The sequence below is a fragment of the Corynebacterium sp. LaCa_282 genome (assembly GCF_057198125.1).
Genome location: NZ_CP191095.1, coordinates 107,568 through 123,618 on the forward strand (window position 1 = coordinate 107,568; position 16,051 = coordinate 123,618).

Consider the following 16,051-nt stretch of genomic DNA (forward strand, 5'->3'; position numbering starts at 1 on the left):
AGTGGCTTTTATTGTGCATTTGCACAAAATTAGGTTGGGAGAGGGCTCGGGCCGGTAATGGGAGGTGCTATGCCCGCAGAAAGGCTGGATACAGAGTGGAATGACCTCGTCCGCAGCATCGAAGGGGATGTGGGCATATTCGTCGATGAGTTCATTACGGAGTTTTTAGCACGCAGCCCCTACGGTGATATCGCCGTTGATGAGTCGGATTTGCGGGAAACTTCACGGGCGGTATTTACCGCATTGATTACTAAACTATGGGATGCTCCCCAGGGCGAGTCGGCCCTTCCTGTTGGCGAGCAAGCAGCGCTTGATAGGCGCTTACAGGAATTTGGCCGCTTGCGGGCACTGCAAGGGATTTCCATTACTGCGGTGGTAGAGATCATGCGCCTAGACTTCATCGTTCTTTGGCGCGGGCTAGCTAAGCGTTCCACCCCACAGACTCAACGTGCTCTAATCGCGAATGCAGAGCGGGTACAAGCTGCCGTTGATGAGATTTCTTCCCAAGTCAGGGTGGCGTTTATGCAGCAACAAGCGGCGATGCGCAATGACGCGAGGGTCAGTGCGCACCGTCACTTGGAAAGACTGTTTAATGCCCCAGAGCTAAGTCAGAACCAATTAGAGTCCATTGCCCAGGCCTTAGGGGTGGACCAGCATGAGGTTTATGATGTTCTCGTTGCTGGTCCCTCACACGCCGCCCAGTTGGAGCAGGCTTTAGCGCCGTATCTGGCGGCCGGTTCGGCGTGGGGTATTTATGTGCGCCAGGCTTTTTGCGCTTTTTACCCGGTTGCAACAGCACGAGGTAATGAGGCGGCACCAACGGCAAATCCAGAGGCTGCAGACGCGTTAGCACCAGAGGAATCCTGTGTCTTAGATCGTGCCCGTGAGATGACTGCGAAGGCTGTTTCTAGCATTGTTCTGCCAGCCCAACGAGGGATCGGCGCAGTGCGCGTGTGTAGTGGCGGGCTTATTGATATGGCGGCGGCGGTAGAAGCTTCCGGCGTGATGGGTGATAAGGGACCAATAGCAGCCGAGGAAGCTTTGCCCATAGCCTTAAGTAGTTATGCGTATCATCTGCTTCCCGGCGGTACTGATGAGCCCGTAAGCCGTATGGAGCGATTGCCGGACAAAGAACGCACCAAGTTGATTGATACAGTCACATCCTATTTTGCGGACGGTTCTATCAAAAGCACCGCCCGCGCGCTGGATTGTCATCGCAATACAGTCATTAACCGGCTCAAGCACTTTCATGAAGTAACCGGGCTATCACCATTGGTGCCTGCCGATGCGTTCTACATAGAAATGGTGCTCTATCGGTTAAAACATACTGCTAAATAGCACAGTTTTATTGCGCTGCAGGCAATGACAGATCCTGATCGGTATACACATTGACCACGGCCGGAATGCCATTATTAACTGCATTTAAAGCGCGTTCGATAGCCTCGGAAACATCTGCGTCCGCGTCTACTGATTCTCCATGGGCACCGTACCCCTTGGCGACGGCGGCAAAATCCGGATTAGCCAATTGCGTACCGGAGACACGGTCTGGGAAGTGATTTTTTTGGTGATCGCGGATGGTGCCGAATTCACCGTTGGTCATGATGACCGTCAAAAATGGTGCCCCGAATTGTACAGCCGTGGCAAGTTCCTGACCATTCATCAGGTATTCCCCGTCGCCGGCAATGGCAACCACGGGGCGTTCAGGGAATTGCAATTTCGCCGATACCGCACCTGGTACGGAATAACCCATCGACCCGTTGCGCGCTGCTAGTTGAGAAGGGTAGTGCTGGGTGGGCAGAAATTGTTGTGCCCAAATGCAGTGGTTGCCTGCACCAAAGGTAAAAATGGCCTCTTCCGGGAGTTGGTCTTGCAACGCCTTAATGACTGCTTCCATATGCGCGGTGCCTGCAGAGGTTGCTCGCCAGTCCGACTCACTTGGAATGGTGGAGAACTCCTGGTGAGCGCGACGAGCGTTTTTAAACCACTCGGATTGCGCTGAAGATATCTCTCCGGTGTTGATGTTGTCGAGGGCTTCCGCCAAGGCAACGGGGGAAGCCAAGATATGGCGGCTGATGGCTCCGGAATGTCCACGTAGGCCGGTATCGATGTTGACCACGATATTTTCCGCATGGGGATCTTGGCGCAAGGTATATCCGTCGGAGGGGACATCGGTAAGCAAAGCTCCTACCTCCAGTAGCACATCGGCTTCAGAAAGGAGCTCTGCGGCATGTTCATTGCGGCCATAGCCCAACCAACCGGCATTGGCTGGCGAAGAAAAGGAGATGCGGTCGCTGGCGCGAAAATCGTGCACCACGGGAATCTGGTTGATTTCCGCGAACTTTTCGATCGCTCGCGCGGATTCTGGGGTCCAGCGGCCGCCGCCGGCAAAAATTAACGGCTTTTTGGCAGCAGCCAGCTTTTCCGAAACATAAGCGGCATCCGCTGCAGAAACGGCTCCCTCCGTCACTGGGATGGGTTCTTCAATTTCGCCTGCAAAGTCCTGGTAGAGCACATCTTCCGGTAGTCCCACGATCACGGGGCCGGGGCGGCCTTGCTTGGCCTGGAAGAAGGCTTCTGCCACGACGCGGGAGGCGCGCGTTGGATCATCGAGGACGAAAACCTGCTTGGCCTGAGTGCCAAACCACGCCTTAGGGTCGAATTCCTGGAAGGATTCACGGTCGCGGTCAGAGAAGGGGATGAGACCGACGAAGATAACCATTGGAGTGCCATCCTGCCAGCCGGTGTGGACTCCTACGAAGGCATTGGACGCGCCGGGGCCGCGGGTGACCATGGCAACACCGGGCTCGCCCGTAGCCTTGCCGTAAGCCTCTGCCATATAGGAAGCGCCGCCTTCTTGGCGGGACACGATCGCTTCTACAGGTGAGTTATACAGCCCGTCCAGGACAGGCAGGAAGCTTTCTCCAGGGACGAGGAATGCCCGAGAGGTGCCGTGGGCAGCCAGGGATTCGGCGATAGCGGTACCAACATGACGACGAGTCATAGCAGTCACTCCTTAAAACTGTGCACTGAATTACTGCATTCATTATCCAAGTCTGATGCTATGCCTGTCTAATGTCTAAACCGCTGCTATTTCATTACCATTGCGCATAACCAATGCTTAAAATAGGTATGTGGATATACAACACGTCAAATATTTCCTTACCCTGGCGGATTCGCCCACAGTCACCGCAGCGGCTTCTAAGCTCGGCATTACCCAACCGGCATTGAGCCGGCAATTGCGTCGCTTCGAAAAAGAGGTCGGCCTCGAGCTGTTGGAGAGGGGCACGGGCGCAACTGGTTCTCCTGCTACTTCATTGCGGTTGAACGATACGGCTCGATCACTTCTTCCCGCGTGTCGTCGCCTTTATGCTGAAAACCGAAGTACCGAACGTGCCACAGAAGTCCTGCGGCAAGGTGTCGTAGAACGGCTAATTATTGCTGCAACACAAACTACGATTTCCACCATCGTGGCGCCTCTGATTGCTACTGCTCAAGAAGGCATTCCAGTGGTCACCACACAGCCGATAGAACACTATGCAGCATTCAATGCTTTGGAAGGCAATGCCGATGCCGTGGTGTCTCCATTGCCCCCACGAGATGACCTCTGCTTTCATGCGTTGGGGCAAGCCCCCATTCGCGCCTGGGTGCCGCCAAGCTGTGCGTTGGCCGGGCGGGACAACGTGGATATTGCGCAGCTATCCCAACACAGATTGGCGCTTCCTAGCCACCGCAGCGTGTCCCGCACTCTGTTTGATGCCTTCCTTGGTACCGCAAGCGCCCCGCTCGGAGAGATGATTGAATGCGATGACACCGCCACCTTATTGGCGTTAGCTAAAGCGGAGAAGGCCCTTGCGATTTGTACTGCAATTGCCGAGGCTAACTTGGTACCGCTAAAAATTACTGCGGGCGACGAAAGCCTTCAGGGGGTACCGCTGTATTTGGTGTGGAATCCGGGCCATTTTGCTAGCGCGCAATTAGAGAAATTGGGCGATGCACTGCAGAACTATATTGCTGCGGCTACGACGGCCTAAAGCGATAGTCTGGGGAACGTAAGAATGGCGGACAAAATAGCGCCTCCTCTGCTGTGTTGTGGTTATAGCTGTCATCGTTGCTTGCGTATTTATTGCCGCGCAGTACGAACTAAATGCTTGGCGGATACAACAAGAGCGCTATGGGTGGGGTATCGAGCACTCCCACGGGCGCGTCGCCATGCATAAGCACGGCATGGATGCGCGGGACCTAGAAGTATTGCTACAATAGATGGTACAATAGGGAAACTTTTTGCATTTATAGCCTGCGGCGATGTAGAGCCCCGGCTACGCTAAATGCGTTATGAAAAAGCTGGCAATAAGTTCTCTCGTTACCGCACTTTCCTTCGTGACCATCCCTGCTGCCCAAGCGGTCAGCCTCGATCCCCACTCCGTGCCTGAGCGCACGCAGATCACCGTCAGGCACGATTCCGGCGCCACCGTCTCTACCGCCAATAGTCATGAGTCCCGCCCGGCGCTATCCTTGAGCAAGATCTACCTGGGGTATTGGGTGCTCAAGTACGGTTCTGTTGCCGATAAAGCCCAGGTAGAACATATGATCCGCTACAGCGACGATGCCGTGGCCAGCGACCTGGACCGCCGCTACCCGCAGGCCATCCCCAGCATCATCCAGGAATTCGGGCTGAGCGAGACCCACTACACCGGCTACTGGGGAACCACGCAGACCTCGACCGAAGACGTCGCGCGGTTTACCGCGGAGATCCAGCACGATCCCATCGCTGCGCCCATTTTCGCGGGAATGGCCACCGCGGCTCCCGTGGCCGCGGATGGGTACCGCCAGGATTTCGGCACAGACCACATTCCCGGAGTATGGGGCACCAAATTCGGTTGGTCCGATGACCGCACCATCCACGCCTCCGTATCTACCGGGCATGGATTTACCGTAGCCGCCAATACGTACGGCGATGCGCAGACCCATACCGCGGATGTCACGCGCGGCATCGGCAATGCGCCGGTCGGCGGATCCAGTGAGGCCATCGGCGCGCGCATCGAAAATGACCTCAACCTGCCAGAACCTGCGCAGCAGGCGCTTCGCGATGCCACCCGCACCGCCGCCGACCTTGAGCGCCAAGCGTGCGCGAACGCTAATCAAGCCCTGGCGCAGGTCAGCCAGGTGCGGGTCTGCCAATAAGCGCCGAACAGCTGGCCTTTAGATCAGGTTCCAGACGGTCACGGCCATGATGACAAGGCCCATGCCAAAGACGAAGTAATTCCAGATATCGTTTTTGAACTGGGAATAATCATCGACCTTTTTAAACATGTAGACCGGCAGCAGATAGACCAAGAATGCCACGAAGATGCCGCCGACCACGGAAATCATGTCCATGATGGAGGGGTTGAATACTGACACGAGGGTCGTTGCCACGAATACGATGACATAAATGGTGTTGAGCAGCGCGCGGCGCGAGAGCTTATTGGCCATGCGGGGAACGGCAATGCGCAGGAGGTACTCGGTGCCTTCCTCGGAACCAAGCATGTGCCCGAAGTAGGAAGAGATGATCGCGCACATGGTAATTAGCGGTGCCATATAACCAATGAACGGCGTGCCCGTGACGTTGGCGAAATAAGACAGCACCGGGATGTTTTGATCGGCTGCCTCCTTCAATCCGTCCGCGCCGAGCGCGAGGACGCAGGACCAGACGAAGAACATGGTAAATACCACGAGCATTGCGGCGGTATAGAGCTCCACGCGGGAGACGAATTTCTCCGTCTTCTTGCCGTAGGCCGGCTGCACGTCTACGGAGAACTGCGATAGCGCGGCCATGTGGGAAAAGGAAAAGACCAGAACCGGCAGGATGAGCAGAATACCTTTAAGGATTCCCCAGATACCGCCTTCGTATTCAACGTTAAGGAAGCTTTCGAAATCCCACTTGGGGATCAAGTAAATGGAGGTTGCCGCCAGGGCGATGATGAGCGGGTAGACCAGCATTTGGGCCAGCCACAGCATGGGGCGGCGGCCGATGGCAAAAAGGCCCGTCATGACGCCTACGCAGGCAATGGACAATATCCACCGATTGATACTCGGCCCGCCGAGCTGGTTGACGATGAAGCTATCGACCACGTTGGTGATGCTGATGCCGTAAATGAGCACCGTCGGCACGATGGCCAGACAGTACAATACTGCGATGAATAGGCCGCTATTGCGGCCCAGGTAGTAACGCACCAGCTCCAGGACGTCCTTGCCGTGCTGTTCTGGTGGCGCGCCGCTAACTATGCGGGCGTAGGTCCGGTGGGAAAAATACACCAACGGGAAGATGAAGACGGTGGCGAAGACGAGCGGCCAAAATCCGAAGGCACCTGCGTTGAGCGGCAAAAAGAGGATGCCGGCACCAACACCGGTGCCAAAAAGCGCGATGACCCAAGACAGGGTGGAGCCCACTGCCTTTTGCCGGTTGGCTTCCTCTGCGGAGTTTTCGGGAGCTGCCCCCTCTGTACTTTCCGTGCTGTTATCCGTGCGGGACTCGTAAGTTGGGGCATTCATGAAGGTCTTCAGTCCTTTAAGTGGAGGATAGGTGGCAAAAGCGCCTTGAAGCGAGTGTAGCGAATGTCACTACTAACATGTGCCATAAACCACATATTTATGCGCCCGGGAGAGCTTCGGAAGGCTAAGGCGTCCAAAGCAACCGCGTTTGTCCAAAAATCGAGGGAAATTTTGGCGGAATGCGGTTGTTTTGGACATTTTGGGAGAAACAAGCACGGCTTGGGGTTAGCGGGTGAAGGCTAGCGCCTCCTCTGCGGTGCTGTGGCTGTAGCTGTCATCGTTGTGTGCGTATTTATTGCCGCGCAGGATGAGCCAGACGCTCAGCGGGTACAAGATGATTGCCACGGAGAGGGCTTGGATGACGGCCGCGATATCGGAATCTTGCAGGTAATTCCAGCCAAAGTGCAGAAGGAAGGATACCGCGAGGCAGCCGAGTGCCACGCCGATGCGCCACCAGAGCGGCTTGGCCGCCGCGTAGAGGGCCCAGCCGATGCCCCAACCGGCCAGCGCCGTGAGCAAGACGTGCAGGCCAGGGCCGGCGATAAGGCGCAGGCCCCACATCTGTATGAGCCCGGCGAAATCGCTATCCGGGTGGGTGGTAGCGCCCATGGAGCCGTAGAGGATGTTTTCGTTGGCCTCAAAGCCAAGGCCCACGACGGCGCCGACCATCCACCCGTGCCAGGGGCGGTTGAGCTGGCGGAAGGACATCAGGACGAATAGCACGCCGGCGGCCTTGGAAATCTCTTCGGGATAGGCGCCGCTCCAGGACATGAAGGAATCGACCCAGCCTGAATTGATGGCGAGCTGCATGACCGCCGGGGAGCTTATAGATGCCAAGCTAATGGCCATGCCGGAGCCCCATAAAAAGGCAAGCGGTGCCCATACGCGCGCCGGGCGCGCCCACATCGGGCTCAGGCGCAATAGCGCTATGACTACCGCGACTAGGATCGCCGCGATGAGGAAGCTGATAATGCCCATCAGCGGCGAGATAAACAGCGTAATGACTGACTGGGAGATAAATCCGATAAGCCCCAGGCCGGAGAAAATCCACAGCGCGGTGCGAAAGAGCTTAGACATTTTTACACCAAGGCCTTTCCAGAAAACTCCTCGATATCAGCGGTGACTCCTTCTGGTAGTTCCTCTTGCCCAAAGGCTTTCCAGAGGCGTTGAGTGGTCGTGCGCGTTGCTGCGGAATCTCCGGTGACGGTGACCACCCAGTTCTTATTCTCGTCCGCACCGGTGCCGTTGATGGAGATGGCAGCGGTGGAGGAGGGGGCATCGGCAAGTGCGAGGGCGCCATCTTTACCTTCGTAGACTTCGCCTTCAGGAAGGCCTGGGGCCATGCCATAGGCGCGGACCATGCGGCGCAGGGTGTGCTCATCGTCGTCGGTATCTTCCACGATGACGGCCTGCACGGTGACGTCACCGCAGGTCCAGCCAACGCTGGCCAGCGAAGCATAATCGCGCTCGCAGTACAGATCGGAGACAGTAATATCCCAGTCGTGGCTGGGATCGGACAGGGTTACCTGCTCCACATCGGCGTGGTGCGTCGGTAGCACCGCGTGGACGATAGCGGGCAAGGCAAGGACCACCGTCACGAAGGCGATGATGGCAATAAATAGGCTGCGCGGCCGGGCTGGTGGAAACCGGAATTTTTCCATAGTCCATACCTTAACTGGAAGGTTTGGCCTACAGTGGCAACCATGAAAGATCTTTATCAATTGGTCAATGGACCTTGGGTAGAAAATCACGTTGTCCCAGATGATCGCGGTGTGGATGGCACCTTCCACGCGCTGCGCGATGAAGCAGAAGAACTGGTTCATGACATCGTCAAAGATAACGATGGTCGCCCCGGCAAGCTCTATGCATCCTTCATGGATACTGAGGGAGTCAACAATGCTGGCATGGCCCCGCTGGATGCGGACCTTGACCGCCTGAGCGCCGCCGACCCCACGGAATTGGCGCACCGCTTGGGCGAGCTCGAGCGCGAGGGCGTGGGGGCGCCGGCGACGTTCTGGGTAGAAAAGGACTCCGGCTCGGAAGAAGCCGTGGCCTATATCGTGCAATCCGGGTTGGGCCTGCCGGATGAAGCCTACTACCGCGAAGAAGCGCACGCGGAAACCCTGGCCGCCTACGAAAAGCACGTGGCCGAGATGCTGGGCTTTATCGAGCCCACCCGCCTATTTGGCCTCGGCACCGAAGTTGCCGCCGAGCGCATCGTGGGCCTGGAAAAAGAGCTGGCGGCGGGCCACTGGGACGTGGTTTCTACCCGCGATGCGGTAAAGACCAATAACCCGTGCGAATTTTCTGAGCTGCCCTCCATCACCCAAGCCTTGCTGGCCGGCGGGAAGCTGCCGGAGCACCGCGTGGTCAATATGATGCCGTCCTACCTGGAGCACCTGGAAAAGCTCTTTACCGCTGACCGCATGGCCGATTGGCAGCTGTGGGCCACCTGGCACATCCTGCGCTCCCGCGCCGCCCTCTTGCCGGAGGAAGTAGGCGCTAAGAATTTCGAGTTCTACGGCACCCGGCTATCTGGTGCCACCCAGCAGCGCGACCGCTGGAAGCGCGCGGTGGGCTTGGCCGAGAGCCTGGTAGGAGAGGAAATTGGCAAGGAGTTCGTGGACGCGCACTTCCCAGAATCCTCCAAGCGCGAAATGGATGAGCTGGTGGACTACCTCATCGCTGCCTACCGCGAGCGCATTTCCCAGCTGGAGTGGATGACCCCGCAGACCCGCGAGCGCGCCCTAGAAAAGCTTTCACAGTTCAAGGCCAAGATTGGTTTTCCCGATGCCTGGCGCGACTACTCCGGGCTGGAGATTTCTGACCAGGGCGCGGATCTGATTGCCAATGCCCGCGCCGGGTCCGCCTTTTCCCACGACTATGAACTGACAAAGATTGGCAAGCCCGCCAACCGCGATGAGTGGGTCACCACCCCGCAGACCGTCAACGCCTTCTATAACCCGGTGGTCAATGACATCACCTTCCCGGCCGCCATCCTGCGCCCGCCGTTCTATAACCCGGATGCGGATGCTGCAGAGAACTTCGGCGCCATTGGTTCTGTCATCGGGCACGAAATTGGCCATGGCTTTGATGACCAGGGCTCGCAATTCGATGGCCAAGGCAACCTGAACTCCTGGTGGTCCGATGAAGATCGCGCGGATTTTGAGGCGCTTACGGCAAAGCTGGTGGAGCAATTCGATGGCCAGGTCCCCACGGTGCTAAAGGATGCCGGCACCGAATCCGCCGGCGTCAATGGCAAGTTCACCTTGGGCGAAAACATTGGTGACCTGGGCGGACTGGGCATTTCCGTGGTGGCCTACAAGAACTACTGCGCCGATAAGGGCATTGACTTGCTGGGCCAAGAAGAAGAATTTGTGGTCGACGGTGCCGAGCCGGAATTGGCCGAGCACACCTATAACGGCCTGCAGCGCTTCTTCTTGTCCTGGGCTCGCGTCTGGCGCACGGCCATCCGCCCGGAGATGGCGACCCAGTACCTGGCCATTGACCCGCACTCGCCCGCGGAGTTCCGCTGCAACCTCATCGCCGCGAATATCGCGGAGTTCTACGAGGCCTTCGACGTAGACAAAGACTCCGCGATGTACCTGGCCCCAGAGGACCGCGTCACCATCTGGTAAATCGGTTCTCCCCCGAGCCCGCCTTGTGCGCATCATGTGCACGCGTAGGCTCGGGGATATGACTGATGCACACGATAAAGATCCGCACCGGCCGCTAGAGCCCGGCCAAGAATGGCGCATCGGCGGGCAAGACCGCCAGATGAGCGAGGAAGAACAGCTAGAGCAGCTGGTTTCTTATATCGACGCCCATTATGAGACGCCGGATTTCCGCCCGCCTTGGGCCGGCGGTGGCTCGCCGGAGGCGGACCAGTATTGCGCACTGTTGCCAGACCGCATCACCCACGCCGCCATGATGGTTCTGGGCACCGGAGTTAATCATGCGCTGCCCGGCACGGCGTTTACGGACGGCATTACCGTAGAATCCGCCGAGGTCGGCGCCATTTTTCGCCCCTCTGAGCCCACCGGCCGGTGGGCGGTATCGCTGCATTCCGGCGGCTGGTGGCGCGGCGATGGCAAGGCGCTGGAAATGCAGTGGCGCCCCGAAGTTGCCGCCGCCGCGCAGCTTTCCGGCACCACGATCATTGACGTGGATTATCCGCTCGCACCGGAGCATACGGTCAAAGACATGGTCGCGGCGGTCAACCGCGCCATTGATTACGCCCGCGAGCAGGGCGCCTCCCACGTCACCACGTGGGGATATTCTTCCGGCGGTGCATTGGCAGCGCTCGCGCCTGCCGATGCCCTCTTGCTCACCTTCCCCGATTTCGGCGCTCTGGCCAACCTGCCGGAGGACTACCGCGTGGGCTATGAACTGCCCAAACAATTCCCTGAGACCTTCGTGCAGACTGCGACCGAGGATGAGATAGCCGATCGCGTCCACATCCCGCAGGCGCACGAGCGCGATTACGTCTCCACCCACCGCGTGTCCACCCCGGCCGTGGCGCGCCAGCGGGTGCAGGATGCAGCCGAATTTTTGCGCGGTGAGCTGGCGCAATAGATTAAGGCTCCATTATTTCAGCGATAATCGGGAACTTATGCCAATAAGGCTGCGACTAGTGAGCCATGAAGACTACAACTCATGGTGCGCTATCGCGCCTGCATAAGTTTGCCGGCGTGATCGTCGCGCCGTTCCTCATTGTTGCCGCGCTCAGCGGCTTCTTCTACGCGCTCGCGCCCACTCTTGAGCAGTGGGTGTACCACGATGAAATCACCGCCACCGCGCAGGGCAGCCCACGCAGCTTGGACGATCAGATCGCCGCGGCGCAGCGCCAACACCCCGGCGCTGCGGTGGCCGCGGTGGAGGCGTCTGAAGATCCAGAAGAGACCACCCGCGTGCTGTTCACGGATCCAGATGCTAAGAGCCCTAGCTACACCCATGCGGTATTCGTTGATCCAGTAGACCTGCGCATTACCGGCGAAGAACAACAATACGGCGGCTCGCGGGCGCTGCCACTGCGCACGTGGCTATCCAACGGCCACCGCACCTTGTGGCTGGGCGAGCCCGGCCGCATCTATGCGGAGCTCGCTGCGTCCTGGCTCGGCGCGCTGACGATCGCCGGTGTCTATCTCTGGCTCAAGCGCAGGAAGAAAAGCCAGAAGAAAAACAATAAGGCGCTGCGGATACACGCCCGCTTGGGCAGCTGGTTGCTGCCCGGTTTCCTATTCCTCACCATCACCGGCTTGACCTGGTCGATGGTCGCCGGCAGCAATATTGGCAAGGTGCGCGAGGAGCTCAACTGGAAGGAGCCATCCGTGGCAACTTCTGTGGCAGAAGCCGGCGCCGGCACAGGGGCAGGCGAGGGTTCCGGCGCGCATGCTGGCCACGAGGGCCACGCAGGTCACGAGGGCCACGCTGGGCATAGCAGCGGTGAGGTCACGGACAACGACGTGCTCGAAGGCGCGCAGACGGCCTTGTCCACCGCTCGCAGTGAGGGGCTTACCGGGGTGCTGCGGATGACCCCGCCGGAGCAGGCCGGCGATGCCTGGACTGTGCGCGAGGGGCGCGCGGCATACAAGCTGCGTAGCGATGCCGTCGCGGTAACCGCAGATGGCCGCGTCATCGACCGCATCAATTCGGCGGATTGGCCGCTGGCCGCCCGGCTTACCTCCTGGCTTATCCAATTGCACATGGGCACCCTCTTCGGCATCTACAGCCAGGTGGCCTTGGCCGCGCTGGCGTTGGGCCTTCTCGTCATCAGCATCGCCGGGCTGTGGATGTGGTGGAATAAGCCGCGCCGCCGCCTCCCCGAGCTAAAAATAACCCCCGCCGTGGTGGCAGGGGTTGTGATCTACTCGATCATTGCGCCGCTATTTGGAGCATCGCTGCTCCTTTTCTTCGCCGGCGACTGGCTGGTACGTCGGCTGCGGCCCCAGTCCCGATCCCGGTCCCGGTCCGGCTCTCAGTCCGGACCGGGCCGCAGCAACGGGGCCAGCGGGCCTACTGCTCGTCCTCGGGGCGAATCTTCATCTCGGATTCCTTCCACAGTCCAGAACGGGTAACGTCCTCGTAATCAATCTCCGCGTCGGCCGGGGTATTGCCCTGCGAATCGGTACGCAATTCGTACTTTTCAATGGCACCCCAGTCGCGCGCCCAATCGTTGTTGAGGTAGCTCGGGATTTCGTAGGAGTAGTTCACCGCTTCCGCGGTGGACATGGCGCCACCACCGGCGAAGGATTGGAACTCCGTGAGCGAGGTCTGCGCCGAGGCATCCGGCAGGATGCGGTACTCCGGAATCTCGGTCACGCCGGCGTAGTGGTCAAAGGTGCGCTGGCAGGGGAACTGCAGGGCCACCGCCCAGTCCAGCAAGGCCGGGGTTTCCTTGGGGAATTGGTTATTGATGGTGTCCAACTCCGGCACGCGCGGTGGGGTAAAGGCAATCCAGTCATCCTCGTCGGTGGAGTCATCCTTGGCCACGAGGCGAACCACGTTGGCATCGTCAGGCAGCTTATCCATCGGGATGCGCAGGTTGCGCCACTTGGGGGTTGCACCGACGGCGGACATCTCCTCTTCGCCCTTATTGCTGACGTTGCCATCCTCATCGATGGTGCCGTACTCCAAGGTGAGCTCCATGCCGTCTTGTTCCACGCCGTTGACGTCATGGTGGTAGATATTGCCGGCCGCAGAAACCGCGAGCACTGGGGTCTTCTCGGTTGCCTCCGGCAGGTTATACCACTGGGTGGTTACCTGCGAGGTGGCCTCTTGGTCTTCAGAGTACGAGCCCAAGACCGGCACGGTGGTGTAGTCCAAGTTGAAGGGCAAATGCATGGTGGAGCCATTGACTCCTTCGGTGCCGCGCACGCCGCCCTCAGAGGTATTAGTGGTCTCTCGGGCGTGCTCATCCTTTTTGCGCTTGGTCTCCTGCGAATCAGAGGAACCAGAAGAATCGGAGTCATCGCCGCCCAATTCGGTATCCGAGCCCGAGGTCGCGTCCTGCGAGGCAGAATCGGAGTCTCCCGAGCTGCCACCGATGGCACCAACGGAAGCAGAGTTCTGGTCTTCTGGCTCGATCGACTCGGGGATATTATTCGGCCCGAAGCCAGCGTGGGTCTCGTCCTCATTGATGAGCGAATCGCCCAAGCTACCGCTGACCGGAGTGAGGAAGGAGTCATTGGTATTGGTCTCCACCAAGGTCTCGTTGGCCAGCGAGCAGGTATCGCCGCGCAGGGACGCGAGGTTGCCCTTGCCCACGGAGTAGGAATCCGCCTGGGCGATGGTGGACTTGGCAAAAGAGGCCATGGAAAAAGCCACCACAATGGCGCAGGCTAGCGCGATGGGCGCGGACATGATGCCGGCCGAGCGCGATACCTTGGCCGCGGCGTCGTCCTTGAACTGTTCCACAGTGCCGTCTTCTTGCGCCTGCAGCTTGCGGTGATCGTGGCGCAGGGATTGCACCACGCCAACCGCGAGGACGACTAAAGAGATGGCCAGCAGGATCTTATTGGCCTCAACACCCTTGAACTGCACCGTGCGGTCCCACCACGGGATGCCGAAGGAGGAGACATACCACCATGCGTTCCAGCCCGCGAACGTTAGCGCGAGCAAGAAGATGACCGCCGCGATGCTGAAGGTGCGGGCGCGCGGCGAGTGCAGCGCAAACCGGGAGAGGACCACGGCGGCGAGCGCGGCAATGACACCGGCTACTCCGGCATAGATGCCAAAGTGATGCGTCCACTTGGTTGGAGTGAACATGAGGAAGAACATGGACAGCGCCACGATGATGAGCAGGCGCTGGGTAGGGCCAACGGCGATGCCGCTGATCCGGCGATCCTTAATGACCGCCGCCGCAATAAGTGCCAGGCAAAACAGCATGGTAAATACGGCGAAACGGCGGGTCAGCGAGCCGTCCACGGATTCTTGGAAGAGCGTGGAGTAGCGGGCGTATTCCGAATACCACGGCAGCGACGGGCCGACCTCAGAGCGGACGCGGGTGGATTCCATGACATTGGCCAAGGTTTGATCCCCGAATGCTGCGACCATGATGGCGGTGCCAGACGCCAAGAATGGTGCGATGAGGGCAAGCCATCCGGTGGAGCCGCCGCCCATGGCGGGAACGCGCTCGCTCATGGCGCGGAAAAGGTGGGGCACGCTCACGAGGAAGACGCCGACTGCAAATAGGCCGGTTGGTCCAGCGGCCAGCGTCAGGGTAGCGGCGATGGTACCCACCGCGGCGGGCAAGAGGCGGCGCGTGGCGATGGATCGCTCAAACGACGCCCAGGTCAGCATGACGCCGAAGGCCACGATCGGCTCCGGGCGAATGCCATTGTTATACGGCAGCCAGAAGGCTAGGAACATCAGCGCGGCCGTCCAGTGGCTAACGCGGCGCTTGTCGATGACCTCCCCAAACCGCGGCAGCATTTCGCGCGAGAGGATAAACCAGGTGATAAGACCTGCAATCAAGCCCGGCAGGCGCACGAACACGGACGCGGTGGAGATTTGGGACAGCAGCGCGACGAGGTCGTAATACGGCGCACCGAAAGGCGCCTCGGGCACGCCGTACCAGCGGTAATAGTTGGCCATGTAGGTGGCGTTATCGAAGACGCGGCTCATGGAGAAGATGAAGCCATCGTCTGAAGTATTGGCGCCAAAGATGTACCAGAATCCCAAGATGGCGGCGACCACGCCATCAAGCGGGCGCACCTTCTTCCACGATTCCGGCATGAACTTCAAGCGGCGGCCATCAAGCCGGTCGATGCGCCAGAGGCAGTAGAGGGACACAATGACCATGGCGCCGCCCAGCCACATGGCGATGGTCTTAACCGGCGACGGCGAAGAGGTAAACCGCGAGTTGATATCGACGTGGACATTGAGGCCATCATCAACCAAACGCTGCACGTCGGCCTTATCGTCCAATTCGGTATAGACGCCGGTTACCTGTGGGCGCAGATCGTCGTCGGTGGTCTTTTTATGCTTGCCCACGCTGACGGTGGTGCCGTCGCCGGTGGCGGAGATCTTGAGCTTGGCGGCATCGTCAAGCTGCGCTACCTCCTTGGCGTTGAGGGTAAGCAGCACCTCATCGAGCGAGACGACGGATAAGCCGTCATCGTTGGCGCGGACGAAGAGCCCGCGGTTCGAGGCCTTCTTTGACTCCGGCGGCACGGTGCCATAGACCATGTTCTGGCCATCGCGCAGCTCATTGACCGCGGACATGGGGATGGTGGCCTCTAGCGACTCGGGAGCCACGGAGATAAGCGGTGCGTTGATGGATTGCACCGAATCATGCTGCGGCCAATCATAAGACGACTGGGTCTGATCCACCGGCAGCAGCGGGGTGGCTATAAAACACAAGAAGCCAATCAATCCGGCAATGATCGCCGTCCACCGCAACCCCTTAGGGGCGGTGGAAAAGCTCAAGCCGGAAGATCTCGCTTTATTCGAATTCACAGTTAGGCTATCTGACACGGCGATTAGTGTACGTCAGATACGCCCTACTTCTTGGGTGCAC

At 59.1% G+C, this 16,051-nt stretch carries 11 protein-coding genes; 6 read left to right on the top strand and 5 right to left on the bottom strand.

Annotation, left to right across the window (positions count from 1 at the left end; genetic code table 11):
• Nucleotides 1-69: 69 nt before the first annotated feature.
• The gene (locus tag ACP8KU_RS00535; RefSeq protein WP_484483811.1) at nucleotides 70-1,338 is read left to right on the top strand and encodes an RsbRD N-terminal domain-containing protein; all 1,269 of its coding nucleotides are present in this window, start codon (nucleotides 70-72) and stop codon (nucleotides 1,336-1,338) included.
• A 7-nt stretch (nucleotides 1,339-1,345) separates the two neighbouring features.
• Here ACP8KU_RS00535 and ACP8KU_RS00540 read toward each other — a convergent pair whose 3' ends face one another.
• On the bottom strand, nucleotides 1,346-3,001 hold the full coding sequence (locus ACP8KU_RS00540; protein WP_023028097.1) for a thiamine pyrophosphate-dependent enzyme: 1,656 nt from the start codon (nucleotides 2,999-3,001) through the stop codon (nucleotides 1,346-1,348).
• A 130-nt stretch (nucleotides 3,002-3,131) separates the two neighbouring features.
• Between ACP8KU_RS00540 and ACP8KU_RS00545 the strand changes: the two genes are divergently transcribed.
• Together ACP8KU_RS00545 and ACP8KU_RS00550 are read left to right on the top strand one after the other, a co-directional pair.
• Nucleotides 3,132-4,031 (top strand): LysR family transcriptional regulator, encoded by a 900-nt coding sequence (locus ACP8KU_RS00545; RefSeq protein ID WP_484483812.1) that lies wholly within the window; start codon nucleotides 3,132-3,134, stop codon nucleotides 4,029-4,031.
• A gap of 301 nt (nucleotides 4,032-4,332) precedes the next feature.
• The gene (locus ACP8KU_RS00550; protein ID WP_284622737.1) at nucleotides 4,333-5,181 is read left to right on the top strand and encodes a hypothetical protein; all 849 of its coding nucleotides are present in this window, start codon (nucleotides 4,333-4,335) and stop codon (nucleotides 5,179-5,181) included.
• Between the two features lie 18 nt (nucleotides 5,182-5,199).
• Here the strand turns inward: ACP8KU_RS00550 and ACP8KU_RS00555 are convergent, their stop codons facing one another.
• The 3 genes from ACP8KU_RS00555 to ACP8KU_RS00565 all read right to left on the bottom strand — a co-directional run bounded on the left by ACP8KU_RS00555 (nucleotide 5,200) and on the right by ACP8KU_RS00565 (nucleotide 8,192).
• Complete coding sequence (locus ACP8KU_RS00555) at nucleotides 5,200-6,531, bottom strand: amino acid permease (protein ID WP_284624794.1); 1,332 nt, start codon at nucleotides 6,529-6,531, stop codon at nucleotides 5,200-5,202.
• 225 nt (nucleotides 6,532-6,756) lie between these two features.
• Nucleotides 6,757-7,608, bottom strand: a complete 852-nt coding sequence (locus tag ACP8KU_RS00560; RefSeq protein WP_284624795.1) for a PrsW family intramembrane metalloprotease — start codon at nucleotides 7,606-7,608, stop codon at nucleotides 6,757-6,759.
• Nucleotides 7,609-7,610: 2 nt separating this feature from the next.
• On the bottom strand, nucleotides 7,611-8,192 hold the full coding sequence (locus ACP8KU_RS00565) for a hypothetical protein (protein ID WP_284810260.1): 582 nt from the start codon (nucleotides 8,190-8,192) through the stop codon (nucleotides 7,611-7,613).
• A 42-nt stretch (nucleotides 8,193-8,234) separates the two neighbouring features.
• On the opposite strand from ACP8KU_RS00565, the gene ACP8KU_RS00570 reads away from it, so the two are divergent.
• The 3 genes from ACP8KU_RS00570 to ACP8KU_RS00580 all read left to right on the top strand — a co-directional run bounded on the left by ACP8KU_RS00570 (nucleotide 8,235) and on the right by ACP8KU_RS00580 (nucleotide 12,608).
• Nucleotides 8,235-10,169, top strand: a complete 1,935-nt coding sequence (locus ACP8KU_RS00570; protein ID WP_284810259.1) for a M13 family metallopeptidase — start codon at nucleotides 8,235-8,237, stop codon at nucleotides 10,167-10,169.
• 58 nt (nucleotides 10,170-10,227) lie between these two features.
• Entirely contained in the window at nucleotides 10,228-11,106 is an 879-nt protein-coding gene (locus ACP8KU_RS00575) for an alpha/beta hydrolase (protein ID WP_284810258.1), read from the top strand.
• 65 nt (nucleotides 11,107-11,171) lie between these two features.
• Entirely contained in the window at nucleotides 11,172-12,608 is a 1,437-nt protein-coding gene (locus ACP8KU_RS00580) for a PepSY-associated TM helix domain-containing protein (RefSeq protein ID WP_484483813.1), read from the top strand.
• Here ACP8KU_RS00580 and ACP8KU_RS00585 read toward each other — a convergent pair.
• A complete protein-coding gene (locus ACP8KU_RS00585; RefSeq protein WP_484483814.1) occupies nucleotides 12,547-16,008 on the bottom strand; it encodes an arabinosyltransferase domain-containing protein in 3,462 nt (1,153 codons plus the stop codon). The genes ACP8KU_RS00580 and ACP8KU_RS00585 overlap by 62 nt on opposite strands.
• Nucleotides 16,009-16,051: the final 43 nt, after the last annotated feature.

Coding starts and splice junctions, on each gene's coding strand:
- ACP8KU_RS00535 (WP_484483811.1), top strand. CDS start 70: ATGCCCGCAGAAAGGCTGGATACAGAGTGGAATGACCTCGTCCGCAGC.
- ACP8KU_RS00540 (WP_023028097.1), bottom strand. CDS start 3,001: ATGACTCGTCGTCATGTTGGTACCGCTATCGCCGAATCCCTGGCTGCC.
- ACP8KU_RS00550 (WP_284622737.1), top strand. CDS start 4,333: ATGAAAAAGCTGGCAATAAGTTCTCTCGTTACCGCACTTTCCTTCGTG.
- ACP8KU_RS00555 (WP_284624794.1), bottom strand. CDS start 6,531: ATGAATGCCCCAACTTACGAGTCCCGCACGGATAACAGCACGGAAAGT.
- ACP8KU_RS00560 (WP_284624795.1), bottom strand. CDS start 7,608: ATGTCTAAGCTCTTTCGCACCGCGCTGTGGATTTTCTCCGGCCTGGGG.
- ACP8KU_RS00565 (WP_284810260.1), bottom strand. CDS start 8,192: ATGGAAAAATTCCGGTTTCCACCAGCCCGGCCGCGCAGCCTATTTATT.
- ACP8KU_RS00570 (WP_284810259.1), top strand. CDS start 8,235: ATGAAAGATCTTTATCAATTGGTCAATGGACCTTGGGTAGAAAATCAC.
- ACP8KU_RS00575 (WP_284810258.1), top strand. CDS start 10,228: ATGACTGATGCACACGATAAAGATCCGCACCGGCCGCTAGAGCCCGGC.
- ACP8KU_RS00580 (WP_484483813.1), top strand. CDS start 11,172: ATGAAGACTACAACTCATGGTGCGCTATCGCGCCTGCATAAGTTTGCC.